The organism is Streptomyces sp. NPDC054932 (assembly GCF_053610205.1).
Genome location: NZ_JBSGXU010000008.1, coordinates 15358 through 37223 on the forward strand (window position 1 = coordinate 15358; position 21866 = coordinate 37223).

The following is a 21866-nucleotide window of genomic DNA, read 5'->3' on the forward strand; positions in this document are numbered from 1 at the left end:
GACGGCTCCTCTCTCGGGCCGTCAGGGGGCAAGCTGTCGGCGCCCGTTCATCCGAGGTCGGTACGCTGGCCGAATGATTCGGACCGTCGTTCTGGACATCGGCGAGACCCTCACGCGAGACGATCGCTACTGGGCGGCATGGGCGGACTGGCTCGGCGTGCCCCGGCACACCCTTTCCGCACTGGTGGGTGCCGTGGTCGTGGACGGCCGGGACAATGCGGACGCCATCCGCCTCCTGCGCCCGGGCATCGACATCACCGCCGAGTACGCCGCCCGCGAGGCCGCGGGACGCGGCGAACGGCTCGAAGAGAACGACCTCTACGAGGACGTCCGTCCGGCCCTGACAACACTCCGGGCCACCGGAGTGCGGGTGGTCGTCGCGGGCAACCAGAGCCCACGGGCCGGTGACCTGCTGCGTGCGCTCGACCTACCGGCGGACCTCGTCGTCACATCGGGCGAGTGGGGCGTTTCCAAGCCTGCGCGCGCCTTCTTCGACCAGGTGCTGGCGGTGTCCGGCAGCCCCGCCGACGAGACCCTGTACGTGGGCGACCACCCGGCCAACGACATCCACCCGGCGAGAGCCGCATGCCTGCGCACGGCCCACATCCGACGTGGCCCCTGGGGTCACTGGTGGGCAGACGCCCCCGAGGTCCGGGCCGCCGCAGACTGGTCGATCGACTCCCTCACCGAACTGCCCGGCATCGTCAGGCAGTAAGGGCTGTTCGCGGTACGCCCACCGCTCTGCAGGGTACGGTCCGGGCATGGCCGAACACATCGGGCAGCGCATCGCCGCCAGGCGGCGAGCCCGACGCATGACGCAAGCGGACCTCGCCCGCGAAGCCCACGTCTCACTCCCCGTGATCAACGGCTGCGAACGAGGCGTCCGTTCACCCGGCCCGTCCACGCTGGAAGCGATCGCCGCAGCACTCGGCGTGGACGCGTCCCGTCTCGATCCGGCGTACGTCGGCACCGGCCGCCGCGTGCACGCCGCGCTCCCGGCGATCTCTGCGGCGATTGCCGGGTACGAGCTCCCGCCGGACGCAGCCGGCAGGCCGCTGGACCAGTTGCGGAACGACATCGCTGCCGCTGTCGGCTTTCGCCTCGCAGCCCAGTACGGCCTGATCGCGGCGCAGGGACCCGAGCTTCTCGGAGACGCGCTGGCGTACCTGCACTCAGCCTCCGGCGCTCAGACCGAGGAAGCGGCGCGCCTGGTCGTGGCGGCAGCGCGGACGGTTGATGCGGTGGCCTACAAATTCGGCGCTCACGACCTCTCGGCCCGGCTGATCGACCTGATGCGGTGGGCGGCCGGACACTCCACGGATCCGGACCTGAGCGCCTCGGTCGCTTATGTACGCGCTGAGACCTTCCTTGCCGCCCACGCTTACAGGGTCGGCCACCTCGCAATGGAGCAAGCCCTCGGCGTGGCTCCTGCACCGAACACCGAGCGGTCGACGGCGACCCTCGGCGCACTGCACATGCGGACCGCCGTCCTCGCTGCACGGGCAGGCAGCGCGGACGCCGCCTACGCCCATCTGGACAAGGCGCGGACACTGGCCCAGGGCCTCCCCGAGGGCATCTACCTCGGCACCTCGTTCGGGCCGTCCAATGTTCGCATCCACGAGGTGGCCGTCTCGGTGAGCCTCGGCCACGACCACATCGGCCATGCCCTGGACATCGCCCGTGTGTGGAGCCCGGGCCGAGAGATCCCTGCAGAGCGCCGATCCGGATTCTGGATCGAGGCGGCACGTGCACAGCTGTGGTCCGGCAACCCCGACAAGGCCTTCGACTGCCTCAAGGAAGCCCGCACGCACGCGCCGCAGCATGTACGCGAGCACCCGTGGGCCAGAGAGGACATCGGAAAGATCCGCCGAATCAAGCGGGCTGACGCCGCGTCACTGATGTCCTACGCCGAATGGATCGGTGCGATCTGAGCCTTCGGCAGGGATACAGCCTGCATCCCTTGCGGTACTCGTAACGGAACACCATCTGTCAGCCCGCACACCGACAGATGGGAGGGCTCGTGACTCAGCACGTCGAAGGCCCCAAGCCGGACCACCCTTGGCCGATCACGCACTGCCCTCGCCGGCTCGGCGGACAGGAGACCTCCTCCCTCCAGGAGCCGTCCGATGACTGACCGGTACGAAGACGTCCCTCATCGCCTGCTGCGACGCCGAGTACGAGATGTCGCGTCCGGCACCGAAGGAGTGCTGATGGCCGTGGTCAACGAGGACGTGTCGGACTCCGTCCACCCGCACTGGATGGAACTGGCCTACATCCGAGCCGCCTCGGGCCGCGAGTTCACCACAGCAGTCGCCAACGTCGAGCCGGCCGAATGACCAACCCCGTCCGACGGTGCGCCGCCATCACCGAGGAGCGCGTAGCGATCTGACGCGTCCAGGCCGCCCGGCAGGCCGCCGTCCCCATCTGACCTCCGCGTGACGGGACTTCGGCCGCCCCGGACCCGGGATTCGATGCAGATGGGCCCCGCCCCGGGAGCCGGCCAACTGGGCACCTGCCCGCTCATCGCTGATGTCCCCGCCCCTGAAAAGGAACGACCGGCCCGTTCCTTCGGGGGTTTCCCGGCAGTCTTCGACTTTCCGGGGCGGGATGGGCGGTCAAGGGTGGCCGAAGGCCATCGCGAAGCGACGCGACCGAAGGGAGCGCCCTTGAGGGGCCGGCCCGACACGGAGAGACGATGGGACTGACGGGAAACCCCCATGAGCGGCTCTGATCCCGGCCGAGCGGCTCCCGCCGACCGAAGCCGGCCATTCCAGTCGGGTCCCGGCAGAGCTCGCCGACACCCGACCCCGCCCGACAGGCCATCGGCCCTCACCCCTCCGCCGTGGAGGGCGGGTGGGCAGCCGCCGACCGCGAGCGGTGGGGCTGAGGGGGTGAAGACCCCGCGTGCGTGGGCCCGTACCGTCCCCCTACGGCTGCGGCTCGAAGTCCCAGTACGGCCTGGTCTGTTGCTTCGCCGAGATCGTGTGGACGTGCTGCGCGCCCAGCGTGCGGGTCAGGCCCTTGATGCCCGCGTCCTCGTGTTTGGCCGCCTCCTCGTACTCCCGTACCGACCGGAGGTCCGCCGCCAGGGCGATCTGGGCGCTCAGGGCCATCGGGTGGTCCGGGCCCAGGACCCGCTCGGCCGCGCGCAGCGTCTCCCGGCTCAGGTCCAGCGCGTCCTCCAGCCGCCCGGTGATGTTGCGGTGGCCGGTGGCGTTGAGGGCGCAGCCCAGGGTCCAGGGATGCCGGTCGCCGAGCGCGCCCCGCATGCCGACCAGCGCCTGCTCCGCCAGGGAGAGGGCCTCCGCGCGTTCGCCCTGCGCCCGCAGGACGAGGCCGAGGTTGCCGACCGTGCCGATGCTGTACGGGTGGGCGAGGCCGAGCTGGGACTGGTAGCCGCGGACCACGTCCTCGGAGATCCGGCGGGCCTCGCCGATGTCCCCGTACTCCCTGAGGTAGGTGGCGTAGTCGGAGGCGACCATCAGGGTCCAGGGGTAGTCGGCCCCGAAGACCCTGGTCGCCCGCTCCCACACGGTCCGCAGCCGCAGGCCCGCGCCGGGGATGTCCCCGGAGCGGCGCAGGCACATCCCCAGGTTGTGCTCGGCGCGCAGGGTCTGGGGGTGTTCCAGGCCCAGCACCTGGGTGTTGATCTTCACGCCCTGTTCCTGCCGGGTCTGGGCCTCGTGGTAGCGGCCCATCAGCCGCAGCCCCATGGCGCAGGCGATCCCGGAGGACAGGGTGGAGATGTGATGGGTTCTGAGGACCCGTTCGCGGCGGCGCAGGGTGTCCAGGTCGAGGTCGTAGGCGTCCTGGTAGCGGCCGAGGAGGCGGTAGGTGGCTGCCAGGTTGTTCTGGGCGGCGAGGGTGGTGGAGTCGTCCTCGCCGAGGAGTTCACGGTAGGTGGCCAGACAGTGCTCGAAGATCTCGCGGGCCGGTTCGAAGCGGGCGATGCACAGCAGGACCCCGCCGTACGAGCTGGTGGCGCGCAGGGTTTCCAGGTCGCGGTCGCCGCGTTCCCCGGCGAGCCGGTCGGCGCGGGCGCGGGTGAGGGTCTCGGCACGCCGGAACAGGCCGAGGTTGCGCAGGGCTTCGCCGTACTGGTAGCTGAGTTCGCGGACCTTGGGGTGGTCCTCGCCGAGCAGGGCGCGCCAGATCAGGTCGGTCTCCTCGGACAGGCGCAGGCAGGTGCGGTACTCCCCGGCGAGGACCAGGTAGCGCAGGCAGTGCAGCAGGAAGTTCTGGATGCGCGGGTTGCTGCTGGTGAGCACCCCGGAGGTGGCCAGGTGCGGAACGAGTTCGGCGTACCGGGGCCACAGGCGAGCGTCCGAGGGGCGGCCCGGGTCGGCGGCGGCGAGGACCTGGCGTACGGCGCGTGCCAGCGGTTCGGCCTCCGGCTCGGAGAGGTTCTCGCGGACGATGCCGTGGACCATGCGGTGCAGCTGTACGGTCTCCAGCCCGCTGCCGCCCTCCTCCACGGCCAGGTCGGAGTACTCCAGCCGCACCACGGAGAACTGGACGAGTTTGTTGAGGGCGGCGTTCCAGCGGATCTGGTCGTTGATCAGTCCGGCGAGCTGTTCGGGCACGTCGTCGGCGGGGAATTCGCGCAGCAGCCGCAGTGGCACCGGGCCGGGTGCGAAGAAGACGAACAGCCGGAGCAGGGCGAGGGCGTCGGGGAAGTTCTCCCGGACGTTGTTGAGCAGTATGGCGAGGGCGGTGGGGAAGGGCAGGGGGTAGTCGTCGGAGACCGTGACGGCCTCGTGGGAGTCCATCCGGTGCTGCAGCAGGACGAGGTAGTCGCCCACCGGCAGCGGGGAGTCGGCGAGCCAGCCGGCGGTCTGGTCGAGGGCGAGCGGGTAGTCCTCCAGGGCGTCGGCGAGCAGGTCGGCCTCTTCGGCGGTCAGGCGCAGGGCCCGGCGGCGGATGAAGGTGATCGACTCGGGCCGGGCATAGAGCGGGACCTCGACCAGGCTGGTGTGCCGGGCGGCCCACTCGCGGTTGCGCGAGGTGATGATGACGTCGCCCGCGCCGGAGGGCAGCAGGTCGATCAGGTCGTCCGGGTTGTCGCAGCCGTCGAAGACCATCAGCCAGCGGCCGTACGGGTTTCCGCGCCGCAGCGCTTCGAGGACGGCCCGGATCTGCTCGCCGTAGCTGCCCGCCCCGCGCGGCAGCCCGAGCGCCGGCGCCAGGTCGGCGAGGCGTTCGCGCAGCGTGGGCCGGTCCTCGGCGGGCACCCACCACACCACGTCGTACTCGGAGGCGAAGCGGTAGGCGTATTCGGTGGCGACCTGGGTCTTGCCGACGCCGGAGAGCCCGAGCAGGGTGACGGTGGACGCGCCGGGCGGGGCCTCGGTCAGTGCTTCGCGCAGGGTGCCGATGACGTCGTTGCGGCCGGTGAAGCGCGGGTTGCGGCGCGGGACGCGGCCCCAGATCTCCGGCGGGTCGTTGGGGAAGCGCGGGCCGCGGCGGCCGGTCTCGGTGCCGATCCGGTCGGTGGGCAGCTCCAGGCGGCGCAGCACGCGGTACTCGGCCTCGTACGCGTCCAGGCCCCACAGGTCGGTCTTCTCCAGTACGGCGACGGCGCTGGGCAGCGGGGCGTCGGTGAGGCAGACCGCCGCGAACCGGTCGGGGTGGCGGTCGGTGACGGCGCGCAGGGCGGTGTTCCACTCCTCCTCGGTGTGGGTGCCGGCGGAGAAGTAGCGTTCGCTGAGGACGAGGAGGACGCGGCTGCCGGAGCGTGCCAGGTCGTCGAGGGCCTGGCCGATGCCGGGACTGCTCTGCGGGTCCCAGCGCTGGAGGGCGACGCGGTGGCCGTGCTCCTCCAGGCGGTGGGCGATCCACACCGCCCAGGGGCGGTTGAATCCCGCGAAGCTGATGACGAAGCGCTGCGGCCGGGGCGGCGGCTGCGCCGCCGGTTCACGGTCCTGCCGACTACCGGTGGTCATTCGGCCGTCTCCCTGGAATCCGGGCGATGGACGGGCTTGAAAGGTACCGCAGCGGACGGTCCGTCAGCCTTGTGCGAACGGGGCGAGTTCGGGATGTGCCTCGCACCAGGCGCGGCGTTCCCGGTCGACGGCCCGGCGGGCCGCGGCGTGCTGGTCGCCCGGCGGCGGCAGGTCGTCCATGGCGCGCTCGGCGGCTCCCATCGCGTCGGTGAACTCCCGTCCCGCGATGGTCAGTCGCTCGTGCGCCCGCAGGACGGGCAGGACCGCGGCCACCTGGGCACGGATCCGGGCGTGCTGGGCCCAGGCCCCGCGGGCCCCGTAGAGGGCGGCGCGCTGCCAGTACCCGGCGAGGGCCAGGTGGGCGTAGGCGCCGTGCAGCAGGCCCTCCAGGGGGCGGGGGTCGCTGCGCCAGGGGGCCCAGTGACGGGGCGTGTGGTCCGCGGTGTGCAGGGTCACGACGTCGGCGAGGGCGGTCAGCTTGCCGTGCTGGACCTCGTGGACGAGGGTGGCGGCGAGCGCGGGCGGCGCCTGTGCGCGGGCCAGTACGGATCCGGCGGCCGCGGGGAGGGTGGCACCGCTGGAGCGGGAGGCTCCGGCCAGCGGTACGACGGAGCGCAGCAGTTGGACGGTCTCCTCGGCGCGGATGGTGTCGTAGCGGTGGAGCAGGGTGAGCGCGCCGGACCACTGAGTGTCCCACCGCTTGTGCCCCTTGGCGGTGAGCCGGCGGGCGGGGCGGACCGGGGCCGGCTGGGCGGGGCCCGGCGCCCGGTAGGGGTCGAGGTCGTCGAGGGCGGTCCGGCCGCCGGGCAGGGTGTGCAGGGGCACGGTGGCGGGGTCGTCGGGGTCCCAGGAGCGCTCGGTGAGGGCGAGCGGACCGGGTCGGTCAGGGCGCAGCAGTCCGAGGGTGGGCAGGACCAGCCGGCCGTGCAGGGGCCGCAGGGTGCGGGTGAAGGCGATCCCGGCGCGCAGTGCGGCGGCCGCGGCGAGGGCGCCGAGGTGTCCGAGGTCGGGCGGGGGGCCGTACGGGGCGTGCAGTCGGCGCAGGGTCTCCTCGGCCCACACCCCGGTGGCCGGGTAGTGCAGTACGTCGTGCACGGCGCCCGCGTCGTGCCGTTCGGCCTCCTCCAGCAGGGCCCAGTGGTCGGCGGCCTCGCCGGACCGGCCGCCGGGGGCGGCGTCGAGGACCGCCCGCAGCAGGAGCAGGCGTTTGGAGCGGCGTACGTCGCGGACCAGCCGGGTGCCTTCCGGGGACGGCTCGGTGGAGGCGAGGGCGCGCAGGGTGGGCGAGGAGACGGTGAAGGCGGCGAGGGCGGCGGTCATGAGGCGACCGCCGGGGGGCGGGCGACGGTGGTGGCCTGTGCCGCGGCCCGCTGGACGGCGGCGGCCACGTGCCGGATCAGCGCCTGGAGGTCGGCGCAGTACACGGACGGCTGGCGGAAGCCCTCGCCGGCGCGGTAGCGGTGCGGGTAGTGCCCGCCGCCGCACACCTCGACCAGTTCGCAGGCGCGGCACCGGGCGGCGAGCGCGTCCCGGCCGAGCTGGCGGGCGGCGAGTCCGGGGTGGTCGAGGAGCTGGTCGAAGCTGTGGGTGTCGAGGGTCATCCCGGTCGCGGCGGCGCCCTCGTACGCGGATTTCAGTGAGTCGGCCTGTTCGATGGAGCCGTCGGTCTCGATCACGGCGGTGGCGGCGGGCGTGAGCCCGAGGGTCTCGGTGGCGGCGGGCAGGCCGAGCAACAGGGCGATGATCTCCTCGAAGAGCCGGATCCGGGTGCTCCCTACGCCGTCGTGCCACCAGCGCTCGAAGACGGCGAGGAGCCAGTCGGCGTACGGGGTCCGGTCCGGGTGGTGGCCGGGGGGCGGGGCGCTCCAGTTCGCGAGCGGCAGGAGCAGCCCGATGCTGGGCGGGGTGAAGGCGAGGAGCGACTCGTACGTCTCCACCGGGTCCTGGCCGAGATCGACGACGCACAGCACCCCGGCGTAGCTCTGCGGGTGCCGGGCCAGCAGCCGCAGGCCGCGGGCGGCTGCGCCGAAGCCGGGCCGTCCGGCGTGGTCCACCCGCCGGGTGTTGTGCGCGGGCAGTCCGCCGTCGAGGCTGACGCCGACGCGGATCCCGGCGGCGGCCAGGGCGGCGAGGCGGCCGCGGGTGAGCAGGGTGCCGTTGGTCTGGACCGTGGCGGTGACCCGGGTGCGGGGGGCGGCGCCGGCCACGGCGGCCCGTACGGCGTCGACGGGCGCGGCCAGGGCGGCGGGGGCGGTGAGCAGCGGTTCGCCGCCGTGCAGGACGAGGTCGACCCGGGGCAGGTCGTGGGCGGCGGCGTGCTCGGCGATCCGCTGCGCGGCGCGGGCGGCGGTGGCGGGGGTCATTGCGGGCGGCTGGTCGCGCCAGCCCTGGTCGGCCATCTCGTAGACGTAGCAGTAGGTGCAGGCGAGGTTGCAGCGGCTGCGGGTCTTGAGGACGAACTGCCGTACGGGGTGAGGCCGGTGGCCGGCGGCCCGCGCGGCGGCCACGTCGAGCCGCAGGTAGGGCCAGGGCGCGTACCGGGCGTGGCGCAGCCGCTGGGCGGCGGCGTCGTGGCGCGGGGCGGCCGGAACGGCCGGTGCGTCGTGCGCGGCCGGGCCGCCGTGCACGGGCCTCTCGTCATGCGGGGCCGGGGCGGCAGGTGCGGGCGGGACGGCGGGTGCGGGTGGGGTGGGGCTGCCCGGGGTGGGCAGCGGGGGGTCGTTCGCGACCGCTCGCCCCATCGCCGCACCTCCTCCCCCGGCCACCGGCCGGGGACACCCCGGCGGACGGTCCATCCCTGCCCTGGGGACGGTCCCGGCTAACGGCGGAAAGTGGTCAACTCGGTTTCAAGGTGGGGCGGATCAGGCGCGTTCAGGCACGGCGCGATCAGGCCACGCTGGAGTCGAAGGCGTTGAGGATCTCCGCGGGATGGGTCACCCGCTCGACCATGCCCTCGATCACCCGGGCCAGCACGGGATGGTCGATCCCGCGCAGCGCCGCAAGGTCCAGCCCGGAGAGATCCGGCAGCCGCCCCGGGCATCCCGGGGTCGCCGCCGCCACTTCCTGCTGCTTCGTCACCATGTGCCGCCGGGCCCCCTGTCGCGTCGCACACCGGATGGTCCACTTCCTTTTCCCGCCGACCGGTCCGCGGAAACAGCGGTCCCCGGTCGCGGCCGCGCCCGCGGCGCGGGCGTCAGAGCCCGGCCTCCAGAGTCCGGATCCGGGCCCGGACCGACTCCGAGCGCCCTGCGGCGCCCTCGCGGGTCCGCGTCCACAGCTCCAGCGCCGAGCGGTACGCGTCCAGGGCCGCGCGGGGCCGGGCCAGGCGCTCCAGCACCTCCCCGCGCAACTCCTGTACGCGGGCTGCCAGCTGGACGCCGGTGTCCTCGCGCTCCTCCACGTCGGCCTCCAGCGCGGCCCGCCAGGCCCGCCGGTAGGAGTCCGCCGCCCGGTCGAGGCGGTCCAGCGCCCGGGTGTGGCCGTGAATCTCCTGCTGCACGTCGCCGTGGTCCCGCCAGGCGCGGGCCTGTTCCAGCGGGCTCCGGCTGTGCCGGACGGCCAGCTCCAGCAGGTACTCGGCCTCCCGCAGGTCCACCGCGTCGCCCTCGTACGTGTGCCGCAGCCGGAGCCCGGTGGCCAGCCGCAGCAGCCGGTGGGCCGACCCGGGGTCGGACTGCGGGACCGCGGCCCGGCTCTCGCGCAGGACGCGTACGGCGGCCCCGGTGAACCGCCGGCCGTCGGCGGCCCGGGCCCGCTCCAGGAGCACCTCGCCCCACTCGGGCAGCAGTTCCCCGAAGGCCTCCCCGTCGCGGGGGATCAGCCGCCGGGCCCGGCCGTACGCCTCGGCCGCGTCCTCCAGTGCCGCCGGGTCGCCGTCGCGGGCGTACCGCTCCCGGTGCACGCGCGCGAGGCACACCAGGGCGGCCACCCTCAGCTCCGGTTCCCCGCCCGCCTGCGCCAGGGCCGCGTCCAGCTGCCCGGCGGCCTCCTCCAGCCGGCCGGGGAGGTGGCGCAGCGCGTCGGCCAGCTCCACCCGCACCCGCGCGGTGCTGCCCGCGCCGGTCCGTCCGGGGGCGGCCGGTGGGGTGTCCAGGGCCGTCGAGAGGCGGGCCGCGGCCTGTTCGGCCAGGGCCGTGCGCTCGGCCGGGTCCGGGGTGCGGGGCAGCATGGCCAGCAGGACGCGGCCCAGGGCCAGGTGCAGCTCCGCGTACGGGGACGGGCCCGCTCCGCCGTCCCCGCCGCCGTCGCCGTCGCCGTACCCGCCGGGGGCCGCGGCGGTGTCCGTGCCGGGCACGGGGCCCGCCAGGGGTTCGAGGGCCGCGCGGGCCTCGCGGAGCGCGCCGGCGTCGTCCCGCAGCCCGCTCAGCCGGATCAGGGTCTCGGCCCGCCGCACCGCGCAGTCCCGCCGCAGTTCGGGGTCGGCCGCGGCGCCCGCCGCCGCGAACTCCAGGTCCGCCGCCGCGAGCAGCTCCGCGTCCGGTCCCGAGGCCAGCGCCCGCTCGTACAGCACCCGGCCGAGCACGGCTCCCGCCTGCGCCGTCCGCAGCCCGGTCACGGCCCGTTCCGCCTCGGCGAGGAGCTCCGGGTCCTGCTGGGCCGTCCACAGCCGCAGCAGGGCTCCCGCCAGTTCGGTCTCCGCCTCCTCCGGCGGATCGCCGGGCCCGGCCGGGGCGGTCACCGCCCTCCGGAGCACCGCCACCGCCTCGTACAGTGCCCGCGCGCCGCCGTCCCCGTCGGCGTCGGCGTCCGCGAGCCGGTCCCGGGCGGCGCGCACCGCCCCGGCCCTGGCGGGCACCGGGGCCGGGGCGGGCCGGCGTACCGCCGGGCCCTCCTCGGGCATCCCGGGCAGGTAGCGCCGTACGACTTTGGCCGAAACCTGTGCGAAGGCCTGCGGGAGCCGTCCCTCGGGCATCCGCTCGGCGTCCTCGGGGCCGGGGTCCGGGGCCGTCGGCGGCGCCCCGGTCAGCTGGGAGACGGCGAGCGCGGGGAAGTTCCGTACGCCGCGGCCGAAGTGCGCGAGCATGTACTCCGAGCAGTGCTTGAGCACCAGCGCCGCCTCGTCCCGTCCCAGCGGCCCCAGCAGCACGTCCTGCACCCCGGGGACGAACTCGTACCAGTGCCCCGGCCCGCTGCGCCGCAGCAGCCCGCTCAGCAGCACCTCCGCCAGGTCGGAGGGCTCGGAGTCCGGCAGCATCGTGCGCTGCACCAGCCGCATCACCGGCAGCGTCAGCGGCGCCGCCGACAGGTACACCGCGAGCTGCAGGGCCCGGGGCGCGGCCGAGGACCGGAAGCGCGCCACCAGCTCGCGCGGCGGCCGTACGGCACGCGGCGGCGGCAGCGGCGCGGTCGGATGGTCGGGCAGTACCCGGCCCACCTCGGCCGGTACGGGCCCGGCGGCGATCCCGGCCAGGAGCCGGGCCCATGCCCCGAGGGCGGTCGGACTCGGCGGCAGCACCGGCACCGTCAGCCCTCCCCCGGGCCGCCCGGGCAGCGGCGGCCGGTCCGGCCGGAAGGCGAGCCTGCGCGCGCCGCCCTCCAGCCGGGTGAGCGTGCCCCGCTCGGTCGGCAGCCAGCTGCGCCCCCACAGCCGCTGCGGCAGCGGCTGGACGACGGTGCACGGGGCGCACTCGGCCCACCGGTGCAGCAGCCGCTGCGCCGTGCCCTCGCGCCACAGCGGCCCGGCGCAGTCGGAGACCACCATGGTCAGGGCCCGGCCGGTCGGGTCCCGCAGCTGGTCCCCCGAGCGCAGGCCGGAGCCGGGGTCGCCGCTGCGCCCGAGGGCCGCCGTGCCGTCCGCGAGGCGGTGCAGGTAGTGCACCTGGACGTCGCGGAAGGCACCCAACCGCTCGCACACGGACCGCAGTTCCTCGAACATGTCCTGCCAGACGGCCATCGACGGGGACGCGTCCATCACCAGCCGCACGGTCGCCTCGCGCCGGCTCTCCGGCCGGAGCACCGGGATGACCGGTCCGAGGGCCCTCGCGCTCGCGTCGGCGGTGGCCTGTTCGTCGATGACCAGCCGGGTGGGCGGGCCGGGCGGGCGGTGCCGCTGGAGGGCGCGCAGGGCGCGCTGGATGTCCAGGATGCGGGGCAGCGCGGCGGCTCCCGGCACCCGTACGGGCACTCCGTACTCCTCGGGAGAGTCCCCCGGCCGTTCCCCCTCGGCGCCGTCGGGGCGGGCCGCGCCGGGCGCGTAGAGCCCGACCGGGTCCTCGGCCTCCGCGTCCGCCCGTACGGGTTCCGCGGTCTCCTCGGCGGTCTCCTCGGCGTCGGTGTCCGGGCCGCCCGGCTCCTGGGCGCCCGGGGAGGTCTGCCCGGGCCGGCGGATGTGGCCGGCCAGCCACAGGGCGTCGGCGAGTTCCTCGGCGGACGGGTCGAGCCCCGCGGCGCGCAGCAGCGCGGCCAGTTCACGGACGCCGGACGGTCCGGCGGAGGCCACGGCCGATCACCTCGGACGGTCGAGGCGCTGGATGAGCAGGTCCGCGAGGTCCTCCCGGGTGGGCGGGGCGGCGTAGTGGGTCAGGTACACGGCGTTGAGCAGCTGGTCGGCGGCGACCAGTTCGGACTGGGAGCGGCTGAGGAACTCCCGGATCAGGTCGGCCCCGAGGCGGGCGGCCTCCTCGCCGAGGTGGGCGCGGACCATGGTGGCGAGCCGTTTCTCGCCGGGCTGGCCGAGCTTGAGCTGGATGCAGCGGCGCAGCAGGGCGGCCGGGAAGTCCCGTTCCCCGTTGCTGGTCAGGATGATGAAGGGGAAGGCCCGGCAGCGGACGCGGCCGCCGCGGACGGTCACCTTCGTCCCGTCGTCGGTGAGCACCCGCACCTCGGGCTCGCTGTCGGCGACCCGTTCCAGCTCGGGGAGCGCGAACTCCCCTTCCTCCAGCACGTTCAGCAGGTCGTTGGGCAGGTCGATGTCGCTCTTGTCGAGCTCGTCGATGAGGAGCACGCGGGGCCGGGCGGTCGGCAGCAGGGCGGTGCCCAGCGGCCCGAGCCGGATGTACTTCCCGATGCCGGGGGCGGTTGCGGGGCCGGCGGCCGTGGTGGAGCCGGGGGGCGTGCCACAGCCTGCGGCAGGGCCGCCGCCCGCGGCGATCTGCACGTCCTGCAGCCGGGCCAGGGCGTCGTACCGGTAGAGCCCGTCCTGGAGCACGGTCCGCGACACCACCGGCCAGCGCAGCACCCGCCCGAGCTTCAACTCGTGGGCGACGGCGTGCGCGAGGGTCGACTTCCCGGTTCCGGGAAAGCCGGTCACCAGCAGCGGCCGCCGCAGGTACAGCGCCGCGTTGATGGCCTCCAGCTCCTCGGGCTCGGGCCGGTGCAGTTCGGCGGCCTGCCGGTGCGCCCCGAGCCGCCGGGCGACGTTGCCGTCGGTGACCCGGGCCGGGCCGTCCGCCTCCGTCACGGGCCCGCCGTCGAAGTCCCGCCAGGGCGGCGGGTCGGGCAGGGCGTCGATCCCGTCGTGGGGCTCACCCACCCCGCGGTATATGAGCCACTCGTCATTCATGATGCTCCCTCCCTCGCGTCCGCCGCCCGGATCGTCCGTCCGCGTCATCCGTTCCCGCCGTCATCCGCTCGCGCCGCCCGTTCACGTCCGCCGCCCGTTCACGTCCGCCGCCCGGGCCGGCCGCCCGGGTCCGCCGGGCCCGGCCCCGTCACAGGTCGCCCTGCAGCGGCTCTTCGTCGGGCAGCGGCCGCGCCGGGTCCTCCCACACCAGCCCCGTCCCGGCGGCCCAGTAGGCGTCGGGGTCCGCCCCGTACGCCCGTCCCCGCAGGTGCTGCAGGCGCACCGGCAGCACCTCCGCCCGCCCGGCGTCGGCCAGTTCCTCCCGCAGCCCGCGGTGGAAGGGTGCGCACGAGGCCCCCGGCTCCGGCGGAGGCCGGCGGGTCACCACCACCCCGTATCCGGCTTCCCGTACCGCGTGCAGCGAGCCGAGCGTGGGCTCCTGGTCCGCCGCCCGGCAGTGCACCGGCACGGTGTTGTCGGGCAGTCCCGTCAGCCACTCGGTGGCGGGGCTGCGCGGGCGCCCCCCGGCGCAGTCGGCCCGTTCGTCCAGCAGCGGTCCCGTCTGCACCCGGGTCCACCGGGCGGCAGCATCGGTGCCCTCACGGTCGGCGGGGTGCTCCCTCGCCCCGCCCGGGTCCGCCCCGCCCGGGTTCGGCACGCCCGGGTTCGGCACGCCCGGGTCCGCCACGCCCGGGTTCGGCCGACGGGGGTTCGATCCTGCGGGATGACGCAGCACCACCGGCCGCTGCACGCCCAGCGGTACGCCGCCCACCACCACCCATTCGTCCACCGCCAGCCCGAACAGCGCGGGGGCCACGGCCACTTCGAGCAGGGCCGCCGCCTCGTGGGTGTCGCACCGCCGGAAGCCCTCGGCGAGCGGGACCCGTAACGCCTCCGGCAGACCCGCCAGGGTGGCCCGTACGCCCGAGTCCACCGGCGTCACCCGCCCCGCGTGCGCGGGACCGGCGAGCACGGAGACCCGCCAGTCGTAGACGTCCTCCCAGCCGTGCGCCCACACCTCCAGCAGCACCGAGGCCCCGGGCGGCAGCCCGCCGGACCGCCGGGCCGGGCCGTGCACCGACCGCCCGGCCGAGGCCCGCCGGTGCCGCTCCCGCTCGGCGAGGCCCCGCTCGCGGCGCTCGCCGAGCTCCCGCCGCAGCGGCCGCCACAGCCGCTCGGCCGTGGCCCGGACCCAGTCCCACAGCTCCTCGTCCGCGCCCGGCGTGACCGGCTCCCGGTGGTCGGCCACGCTCACGTCCGTCGCGTACCGCAGCATCGCCGCGGCCTCCCCCGTCCCGCCGGGCGGGTCGTGCAGCAGGCCCAGCCCGTCGCGCCAGCTCAGCGGGGCCGGCGGCAGCGGGTCCGGCTCCTCCCCGCGCACCGCCTCGACCAGGGCGCGCACGACCTCGGAGGAGCCGGGCGGGGGCAGTTCGGCCAGCAGCCCGCACAGGGTGGTGCGCTCGCCGGGGGTGAGCCGGCCCCGGCCGGCGTACGGGTCGCCCTCCTCGGGCGGGAGCTCACCGTGCACGTCCGTCCAGGTCCGGCGGTTGTCGAGGTCGCTGAGGTGCTGGTCGTAGTGGTACAGGTCGTGGGCCTGCATGATCCGGCGGTAGAGCCCGACCCGGCCCCGCGCGGCCATCGGCAGGGTGCGCAGCTGCACGACGGATACGGCGAGCCCGCCGCCCCCCGTCTGCCGCCGGGCCTTGAGCACGCCGACGACCTCCCCGCGGGCCAGGTCCACGACGGGCCCGCCGGACATGCCGGGCTCGATCTCGTCGTCGTCGCCGAGCCGGATGGCCGCGCCGTTGCCCGCGGTGCCGCGCAGCCGGGTGGTGCGGCCGGTGATCTCGGGGGTGCCGAGGTCCTCGGTGCAGCCGAAGTAGGCGACCTCGTCGAAGCGTGGTCGGGAGCGGTCGGTCAGCCAGACGCAGGCGTGCGAGACGGGCGCCAGGACCCTGATCAGCGCCAGGTCGGGCAGGTCCCACAGCGCGTGCCGGCCGGGGCGCCGCTCCTCCAGCCGCTCGGGCAGTACGCATTCCACGCGGCCGGTGACCGTCCCGGTGAGGCTTCCCGCCGAGAAGGTGATGCCGACCTCGCGCCCCGTCAGACGCACCGCAGCACCCCCTTCGCCGACCACGTGCGCGCACGTCAGGACCCAGCCGGGAGCGATGAAGAAGCCGCTCCCCCACGTGGGACCGGTCCGATGACTGCGGGGGTTCTCATACCCGCCGGGCGGGGCGTGAACGCGTACGGTCGCCGCCTGGACGAGGGGTTCGAGGAGCTCGAAGGCGCGCGCGGCACCCGTCGTGCGCCCGTCCGTCATCCGCGCCCCCCGCTCGTTGGGCATCCAGGCTAGACCCGGTGACGGCGTGTGCGGGAGGTCTCACCGATAGGCGGATTATCCTGGCGGGAAACACCCCCTGCACACCCCCATCACGGCACGGAGCCCGACTTGTACTTCACCGATCGCGGCATCGAGGAGCTGGAGAAGCGGCGCGGCGAGGAGGAGGTCACCTTCGAGTGGCTCGCCGAGCAGCTGCGCACCTTCGTCGACCTGAACCCGGACTTCGAGGTCCCGGTGGAACGCCTGGCCACCTGGCTGGCCCGCCTGGACGACGACGAGGACGAGGACGAGGGCTGATCCCCCGCGGGCGACCTGCGGGACCTGTTGGACGCGAAGACGGAGAACGGCCCGACCGCTCGGTGCGGTCGGGCCGTTCTCGGTGTTCGCGCCGGCCGGTGCGGCGGGCGCGAACGGAAGGCAAGGGGCGCCCTGGATCAGGCGGCCTTGGTCTCCCAGAAGATGCGGTCGATCTCGGCGATGAGCTCAAGAGCCTTGGCGCCGGTCGCCGGGTCGTTCGACGCCTTGGCGGCCGAGAGGGCCTTCAGGGTGTCGTTGACCAGGGTGTGCAGCTGCGGGTACTTCTCGAAGTGCGGGGGCTTGAAGTAGTCGCTCCACAGCACCGAGACGTGGTGCTTGGCGAGCTCGGCGCGCTGCTCCTTGATGGTGATGGCGCGCGCGCGGAAGTCGGCGTCGTCGTTGGCCTGGTACTTCTCCTGCACGGCCTTGACGGACTCGGCCTCGATGCGGGCCTGGGCAGGGTCGTACACGCCGCACGGAAGATCGCAGTGGGCGGAGACCTTCGCCTTGGGGGCGAAGAGGCGGGAAAGCATGGAGTTTGTCCTCCTCGTGATCGTCTTCTCAAGGGGGAGATTACTCGCTGAACAACCGGATTTCGCGGGCGCCCCCGGGGGCTTAGGACAAAAGTCCAGGGTCGCGGCCGGACCGGTGAGCGAATGTACGGACCCGTGCGGCAGCATGCGAGGGTGATGAGGAGGACACGCATGGTGGAGAACGGGCGCCCGCGGAAGCGGTTCGGGGTGGTGGACGTGACGGGGGCGTCGATGGTCCCCACGCTGCTGAACGGGGACCAGCTGGTGGTCCGGTACGGGGCCGCCGTCCGGCCGGGTGACGTGGTGGTGCTGCGCCACCCCTTCCAGCAGGACCTGCTGGTGGTCAAGCGGGCGGTGGAGCGGCGGCCGGGCGGCAGCTGGTGGGTGCTCGGCGACAACCCGTACAACGAGACCGGCGACAGCACCGTCTACGGCCCGGTGCCCCGGGAGCTGGTGCTGGCGACGGCGGTGCTGCGCTTCCGGCCGCGCGAGGAGGATCAGCGCTCGCTCAGGGCCCGGCTGTCCTGGGCGGTCTCGGCGCTGCGCCCGCTGCGGGCGGACGCCTCAGCCTCCAGCCGCTTGCGGGCGCGGTAGGCGGCCACGTTCGCCCGGGTGGCGCAGCGGTCGGAGCAGTAGCGCCGGGAGCGGTTGGTGGAGGTGTCGAGGTAGGCGTTGCGGCAGGGCGCGGCCTGGCACAGGCCGAGGCGGTCGGGGCCGTGCTCGGTGAGGGCGAAGGCCAGGCCCATGGCCGCCATGGCGGCGTAGCCCGCAGAGGCGTTCGAGGGGTGCTCGGCGAGGTGGATGTGCCAGTCGGGGCGGCCGTCGTCGTCGAGGGTCTCGTGGCCGGACACCTGGGGGCTGATGGGGAACTCCATGAGCAGCGAGTTCAGCAGGTCGACCGCGAGGACGTGGTCGCCGCCGTCGGCGGCCTCGAAGACGGAGCGCAGGCGGCCGCGGACGTTGCGGAAGCGGGTGACGTCACCGTCGGTGACGCGGCGCGCCATCTGCTGGCTCGCGCCGAACAGGGCGCGGACGGCGTCCACCGAGGTGAGCGCGTCCTTGTTGCGGGCCGGCTCCTCGGTGTTGACCAGGCGCACGGCGAAGTCCGAGTAATGGGCCAGTTCCACTTGTAGTCCTTACGGCTGCGGCTTAAGGTCTCTGGTAACAGCTGAGACGTCTTCGAGGGTATTACGTATGAAGGGGTTCGGGGTGACGGATACGACCGGGGCGACGGGCACGACCGACTGGCAGGCCTGGCAGGACAGCTGGGACCGCCAGCAGGAGTGGTACATGCCCGACCGCGAGGAGCGGTTCCGGGTGATGCTGGACATGGTCGAGGCACTGGTGGGACCCACCCCCCGGGTGCTGGATCTCGCATGCGGTACGGGAAGTATTACGGACCGCGTCCTCAAGCGGTTCCCGGAAGCCACCAGTACGGGCGTCGATCTCGACCCGGCCCTGTTGACCATCGCCGGGGGCCACTTCGCGGGGGACGAGCGGGTCGGCTTCGTGACCGCCGACCTCAAGGACCCCCACTGGCGGGCCGCCCTGCCCCACGACACGTACGACGCGGTTCTGACGGCCACCGCCCTGCACTGGCTGCCGAGCAAGGAGCTGGCCGTCCTGTACGGGCAGCTCGCACCGCTGGTGGCCCCGGGCGGGGTGTTCATGAACGCCGACCACATGCCCGACCCGGCCACCCCCCGCATCAACGCCGCCGAGCACGCCCACCGGCACGCCGGCATGGACCGGGCCAGGGCGGCCGGGGCGGTGGACTGGCGCGAGTGGTGGGCCCTGGCGGGCGCCGACCCTGCGCTGACCGAGCAGGTGAAGCAGCGCTTCGAGATCTACGGGGAGCACGCGGACGGCGACACCCCCTCCGCGGCCTGGCACGCCGAGACCCTGCGCGCCGCGGGCTTCGCGGAGGCCCGTACGGTCTGGAGCTCCCCCTCGGACGCGCTGGTCCTGGGCCTGAAGCAGTGACCCTGAAATGACCGAGGGGCGGTACGGGATCCCGTACCGCCCCTCGTCCGTCCGCAGGTGCGGACTACAGCACCTTGGAGAGGAATGCCTTGGTCCGGTCGTGCTGGGGGTTGCCCAGGACGTCGCGGGGGTGGCCGGACTCGACGACGACGCCGCCGTCCATGAAGACGAGGTTGTCGCCGACCTCGCGGGCGAAGCCCATCTCGTGGGTGACCACGATCATGGTCATGCCCGACTCGGCGAGGTCCCGCATGACGTCCAGGACGTCACCCACCAGCTCGGGGTCGAGCGCCGAGGTGGGCTCGTCGAAGAGCATCAGCTTGGGCTCCATGGCCAGCGCGCGGGCGATCGCCACGCGCTGCTGCTGGCCGCCGGAGAGCTGGGTGGGGTAGTTCCCGCCCTTGTCACCGAGGCCGACACGGTCCAGGAGCTTGACGGCACGCTCGCGGGCCACCGCCTTGGACTCGCCCTTGACCATGACCGGGGCTTCCATGACGTTCTCGACGGCCGTCATGTGCGGGAACAGGTTGAAGCGCTGGAAGACCATGCCGATGTCCCGGCGCTGGGCGGCGACCTCGCTGTCCTTCAGCTCGTAGAGCTTGTCGCCCTTCTGGCGGTAGCCGACGAGGTCCCCGTCGACGTAGAGCCGTCCGGCGTTGATCTGCTCGAGGTGGTTGATGCACCGCAGGAACGTCGACTTGCCGGAGCCGGACGGGCCGACCAGGCAGAAGACCTCACGCGGGGCGACCTCCAGGTCGATGCCCTTGAGGATGTGCGCCGCACCGTAGGACTTGTGGACGCCCTCGGCCTTCACCATGGCAGTCGTCATCGGGCCACCGCCTTGCGGTTCGAGAAGCTGGACAGTTTCGCCTTGATCTTCTGCAGCGGTGTCGGCGGCAGCGAGCGGAGCGCGCCACGGGCGTAGCGGCGTTCCAGGTAGTACTGGCCGACGCTGAACACCGAGGTCAGGGCGAGGTACCAGATCGACGCGACGAAGAACATCTCCATCACCGCGAACGAGGTCGAGGCGATGTCCTGGGCCGCGCGCAGCAGGTCGAAGTACTGCACGGCGACCACGAGCGACGAGGTCTTGAGCATGTTGATGAACTCGTTGCCGGACGGCGGCACGATCACCCGCATGGCCTGCGGGAGCACGACCCGGCGCATGGTCTGCGTGCGGGTCATGCCCAGCGCGTGCGAGGCCTCGGTCTGGCCCTCGTCGACCGACTGGATGCCGGCGCGGACGATCTCCGCCATGTACGCGCCCTCGTTGAGGCCCAGACCCAGCAGGGCGGCCAGGAAGGGGGTCATGACCTGGGTCATCTCGTCCTTGTAGAACCCGAGGTTCAGGATCGGGAAGATCAGGGCGAGGTTGAACCAGATGAGGAGCTGCACGTACACCGGGGTGCCGCGGAACAGCCAGATGTAGAACCAGGCGATGGTGCTGGTCACCGGGTTCTTCGAGAGCCGCATGACGGCGAAGAGAACACCGAGGACCAGGCCCAGGGCCATGGAGGTGATGCTGATCCAGATCGTGTTGACGACACCGCGCAGGATCGTCGGGTCGAACAGCTTCTCCGGCACGGTCGCCCAGCGCACGTTGCCCTGCGAGAAGGCGACGACGAGCGCCACGACCAGGCCGATGACGACCACGGCGCTGATCCAGCGGCCGTAATGGCGGACCGGAATGGCACGGATCGCCTCGGGGGGGACAGCCCCGGCCGGCGGGGTGTCCGCCGGGTCCGGGACCTTGTCGAGCTTGTCAGTCACAGTGACTGCCCTTCAGTGTGCTGCGGTGGTACGTGGAGGTCAGGAACCGGCGTTGATCTTGGCCTCGGTCACGGCGCCGGAGCCCGCGTTCCACTTGTCCAGGGCAGCCTTGTACGTGCCGTCCTTGATGACCGCGTCCAGGGCTTCCTTGAGCGCGTCGCGCAGCTCGGTGTTCTTCTTGTCCACCGCGATGCCGAAGAGGCCGGCGTCGGTCGGGTTGGCGATGGCCTCGAAGTCGTTGCCGCCGCCGGCGGTCTGCGCGATGTACGCGGCGACCGGGGAGTCGTTCAGGTCCGCGGCGGCGCCGCCGGCCTTCACTCGGGTCTGGGCCTCGGCATCGGTCGGGAACGACTCGATCTTGAGCTCGCCCTTGCCGTCCGTCTTGCACTTCTCGGCCTGGGTCTTGGCGGACTCCTCGTACGTGGTGCCGCGCTGGACGGCGACCGTCTTGCCGCACAGGTCGTCGAGGGTCTTGATGCCCTGGGGGTTGCCCTTCTTGACCAGGATGCCGGTGGAGGCGGAGAAGTAGTCGACGAAGTCGACACCGGCACCGGTCTTGGCGCCCTTGTCGTCCAGGCCCTCCTGACGGGCCTTGGTGTCGGTGAGCGAGGACATGACCAGGTCGCTGCGACCCGTCTGCATGCTGCCGATCAGAGTGTCGAAGGTGCCCGACTCGAACTTGAACTGAACGCCGAGCTGCTTGCTCAGGGCCGCCGCGATGTCGGGGTCGACGCCGACGATCTTGCCACCCTCGGTGAACTCCATCGGCGCGTAGGTCGCGTCGGTGCCGACCTTGATGACACCGGCGTCCTGGATCTTCTTCGGAAGCTTCGAGAAGAGCGGCGCGCTGCTGTTGTTCGCCGCACCCGACGGGCTGGTGGAAGCCTTGTCGGTCTGGTCACCACAACCGGTGAGGATCAGGGCGCCCGCGACCGCGATCGCGCCGACCGCGGCGATCCGGGACCGTGCGGCGGTCGTACGACGGGTGGTGCTAGCGGTCATGGCTTGGTTCCTCCGGCGCTGGTGGAAAAGCATCGAAAAACGGTCGGACACGCACCATCGAGTGTCGCGACCTTGTGTGATTACGGCATCTTGCCATTCGGACTGAGACATTCAGGGTGCCCGTCAGGTCAAAATCGCATAACGGGCGGCGGGGGTGGCCCAACAGGACTGCGGAGAAGGGGGTTCCGGACCGCAGATACTGCTGTGACCTGGTCTTTTTGCCGCAGTTTCTACGGAGCGTCTCGCCCACCGGACAGCAAGGTTTGGACTTTTCGCCAAAAGCCGGGCAAGGGACCTACAGTTGAGCGGGAATCGACTCGTCTGGGCGAGCGTTCTTCGGGTAGAACAGATCCTTACACCCCTCATCCGGGGCTCAGGGCGCGCGTGCGGCGCGCCCGCGCGTACGAACCTCCCCTTCGCGGAGACGGGCCAACCGTTGACGCGGAGTACGGACGCGGTGCCCGCCCACCCCTTAACCAGGAGTGGCCACCCTC

Annotated in this window: 18 protein-coding genes; 6 read left to right on the forward strand and 12 right to left on the reverse strand. The window is 73.3% G+C overall.

Annotated elements, in window-relative coordinates:
* Positions 1-73: 73 nt before the first annotated feature.
* The 3 genes from ACWGE1_RS03760 (at position 74) to ACWGE1_RS03770 (ending at position 2336) form a co-directional block, all read left to right on the forward strand.
* Positions 74-715, forward strand: coding sequence for an HAD family hydrolase (locus ACWGE1_RS03760; protein ID WP_453418941.1), 642 nt, complete (start codon positions 74-76; stop codon positions 713-715).
* A gap of 46 nt (positions 716-761) precedes the next feature.
* Positions 762-1931: a helix-turn-helix domain-containing protein gene (locus tag ACWGE1_RS03765; protein ID WP_453418942.1), complete on the forward strand. Its 1170-nt coding sequence runs from the start codon at positions 762-764 to the stop codon at positions 1929-1931.
* Positions 1932-2210: 279 nt separating this feature from the next.
* Positions 2211-2336 (forward strand): hypothetical protein, encoded by a 126-nt coding sequence (locus tag ACWGE1_RS03770; protein ID WP_453418943.1) that lies wholly within the window; start codon positions 2211-2213, stop codon positions 2334-2336.
* 591 nt (positions 2337-2927) lie between these two features.
* Here the strand turns inward: ACWGE1_RS03770 and fxsT are convergent.
* From fxsT to ACWGE1_RS03805, 7 genes are all read right to left on the reverse strand, one after another.
* Complete coding sequence (gene fxsT, locus ACWGE1_RS03775) at positions 2928-5942, reverse strand: FxSxx-COOH system tetratricopeptide repeat protein (RefSeq protein ID WP_453418944.1); 3015 nt, start codon at positions 5940-5942, stop codon at positions 2928-2930.
* A gap of 63 nt (positions 5943-6005) precedes the next feature.
* On the reverse strand, positions 6006-7262 hold the full coding sequence (locus ACWGE1_RS03780; RefSeq protein ID WP_453418945.1) for an aKG-HExxH-type peptide beta-hydroxylase: 1257 nt from the start codon (positions 7260-7262) through the stop codon (positions 6006-6008).
* Positions 7259-8683, reverse strand: coding sequence for an FxsB family cyclophane-forming radical SAM/SPASM peptide maturase (locus ACWGE1_RS03785; protein ID WP_453418946.1), 1425 nt, complete (start codon positions 8681-8683; stop codon positions 7259-7261). Before ACWGE1_RS03785 ends, ACWGE1_RS03780 begins: the two co-directional genes overlap by 4 nt.
* A 145-nt stretch (positions 8684-8828) precedes the next feature.
* Positions 8829-9023: an FxSxx-COOH cyclophane-containing RiPP peptide gene (gene fxsA / locus ACWGE1_RS03790; RefSeq protein WP_202199748.1), complete on the reverse strand. Its 195-nt coding sequence runs from the start codon at positions 9021-9023 to the stop codon at positions 8829-8831.
* Positions 9024-9135: 112 nt separating this feature from the next.
* Entirely contained in the window at positions 9136-12381 is a 3246-nt protein-coding gene (locus ACWGE1_RS03795; RefSeq protein WP_453418947.1) for an SAV_2336 N-terminal domain-related protein, read from the reverse strand.
* Between the two features lie 6 nt (positions 12382-12387).
* Positions 12388-13443, reverse strand: a complete 1056-nt coding sequence (locus tag ACWGE1_RS03800; RefSeq protein ID WP_453418948.1) for an AAA family ATPase — start codon at positions 13441-13443, stop codon at positions 12388-12390.
* A 148-nt stretch (positions 13444-13591) separates the two neighbouring features.
* Positions 13592-15790 (reverse strand): VMAP-C domain-containing protein, encoded by a 2199-nt coding sequence (locus ACWGE1_RS03805; RefSeq protein WP_453418949.1) that lies wholly within the window; start codon positions 15788-15790, stop codon positions 13592-13594.
* 105 nt (positions 15791-15895) lie between these two features.
* Here ACWGE1_RS03805 and ACWGE1_RS03810 point away from each other — a divergent pair, with 105 nt between their 5' ends.
* Positions 15896-16084 (forward strand): DUF6104 family protein, encoded by a 189-nt coding sequence (locus tag ACWGE1_RS03810; protein ID WP_453418950.1) that lies wholly within the window; start codon positions 15896-15898, stop codon positions 16082-16084.
* A 137-nt stretch (positions 16085-16221) separates the two neighbouring features.
* On the opposite strand, the gene sodN is transcribed toward ACWGE1_RS03810, so the two are convergent.
* A complete protein-coding gene (gene sodN, locus ACWGE1_RS03815) occupies positions 16222-16617 on the reverse strand; it encodes a superoxide dismutase, Ni (RefSeq protein WP_030709803.1) in 396 nt (131 codons plus the stop codon).
* Positions 16618-16788: 171 nt separating this feature from the next.
* On the opposite strand from sodN, the gene sodX reads away from it, so the two are divergent.
* Positions 16789-17211 carry a nickel-type superoxide dismutase maturation protease gene (sodX, locus tag ACWGE1_RS03820; RefSeq protein WP_453418951.1) on the forward strand — a complete coding sequence of 141 codons (423 nt, stop codon included), beginning with the start codon at positions 16789-16791 and terminating at the stop codon, positions 17209-17211.
* On the opposite strand, the gene ACWGE1_RS03825 is transcribed toward sodX, so the two are convergent.
* Complete coding sequence (locus ACWGE1_RS03825; protein ID WP_453418952.1) at positions 17115-17744, reverse strand: CGNR zinc finger domain-containing protein; 630 nt, start codon at positions 17742-17744, stop codon at positions 17115-17117. The two genes, sodX and ACWGE1_RS03825, sit on opposite strands and share 97 nt — an antisense overlap.
* Before the next feature lie 67 nt (positions 17745-17811).
* On the opposite strand from ACWGE1_RS03825, the gene ACWGE1_RS03830 reads away from it, so the two are divergent.
* Complete coding sequence (locus ACWGE1_RS03830) at positions 17812-18600, forward strand: class I SAM-dependent methyltransferase (protein ID WP_453418953.1); 789 nt, start codon at positions 17812-17814, stop codon at positions 18598-18600.
* Between the two features lie 64 nt (positions 18601-18664).
* Here the strand turns inward: ACWGE1_RS03830 and ACWGE1_RS03835 are convergent, their stop codons facing one another.
* The 3 genes from ACWGE1_RS03835 to ACWGE1_RS03845 are packed head-to-tail and all read right to left on the reverse strand — an operon-like array spanning position 18665 to position 21372.
* Entirely contained in the window at positions 18665-19429 is a 765-nt protein-coding gene (locus ACWGE1_RS03835) for an amino acid ABC transporter ATP-binding protein (RefSeq protein WP_453418954.1), read from the reverse strand.
* On the reverse strand, positions 19426-20370 hold the full coding sequence (locus ACWGE1_RS03840; RefSeq protein ID WP_453418955.1) for an amino acid ABC transporter permease: 945 nt from the start codon (positions 20368-20370) through the stop codon (positions 19426-19428). The genes ACWGE1_RS03835 and ACWGE1_RS03840 overlap by 4 nt, the downstream gene beginning before the upstream one ends.
* 39 nt (positions 20371-20409) lie before the next feature.
* A complete protein-coding gene (locus tag ACWGE1_RS03845) occupies positions 20410-21372 on the reverse strand; it encodes an ABC transporter substrate-binding protein (RefSeq protein ID WP_383562867.1) in 963 nt (320 codons plus the stop codon).
* Positions 21373-21866 lie beyond the last annotated feature (494 nt).

Bases quoted from the DNA above. Each gene is read 5' to 3' on its own strand.
- ACWGE1_RS03765 (WP_453418942.1), top strand. From the start codon at position 762: ATGGCCGAACACATCGGGCAGCGCATCGCCGCCAGGCGGCGAGCCCGA.
- sodN (WP_030709803.1), bottom strand. From the start codon at position 16,617: ATGCTTTCCCGCCTCTTCGCCCCCAAGGCGAAGGTCTCCGCCCACTGC.
- ACWGE1_RS03800 (WP_453418948.1), bottom strand. From the start codon at position 13,443: ATGAATGACGAGTGGCTCATATACCGCGGGGTGGGTGAGCCCCACGAC.
- fxsA (WP_202199748.1), bottom strand. From the start codon at position 9,023: ATGGTGACGAAGCAGCAGGAAGTGGCGGCGGCGACCCCGGGATGCCCG.
- ACWGE1_RS03760 (WP_453418941.1), top strand. From the start codon at position 74: ATGATTCGGACCGTCGTTCTGGACATCGGCGAGACCCTCACGCGAGAC.
- ACWGE1_RS03830 (WP_453418953.1), top strand. From the start codon at position 17,812: ATGAAGGGGTTCGGGGTGACGGATACGACCGGGGCGACGGGCACGACC.
- ACWGE1_RS03835 (WP_453418954.1), bottom strand. From the start codon at position 19,429: ATGACGACTGCCATGGTGAAGGCCGAGGGCGTCCACAAGTCCTACGGT.
- fxsT (WP_453418944.1), bottom strand. From the start codon at position 5,942: ATGACCACCGGTAGTCGGCAGGACCGTGAACCGGCGGCGCAGCCGCCG.
- sodX (WP_453418951.1), top strand. From the start codon at position 16,789: ATGGTGGAGAACGGGCGCCCGCGGAAGCGGTTCGGGGTGGTGGACGTG.
- ACWGE1_RS03845 (WP_383562867.1), bottom strand. From the start codon at position 21,372: ATGACCGCTAGCACCACCCGTCGTACGACCGCCGCACGGTCCCGGATC.
- ACWGE1_RS03780 (WP_453418945.1), bottom strand. From the start codon at position 7,262: ATGACCGCCGCCCTCGCCGCCTTCACCGTCTCCTCGCCCACCCTGCGC.
- ACWGE1_RS03770 (WP_453418943.1), top strand. From the start codon at position 2,211: ATGGCCGTGGTCAACGAGGACGTGTCGGACTCCGTCCACCCGCACTGG.
- ACWGE1_RS03805 (WP_453418949.1), bottom strand. From the start codon at position 15,790: ATGCCCAACGAGCGGGGGGCGCGGATGACGGACGGGCGCACGACGGGT.
- ACWGE1_RS03785 (WP_453418946.1), bottom strand. From the start codon at position 8,683: ATGGGGCGAGCGGTCGCGAACGACCCCCCGCTGCCCACCCCGGGCAGC.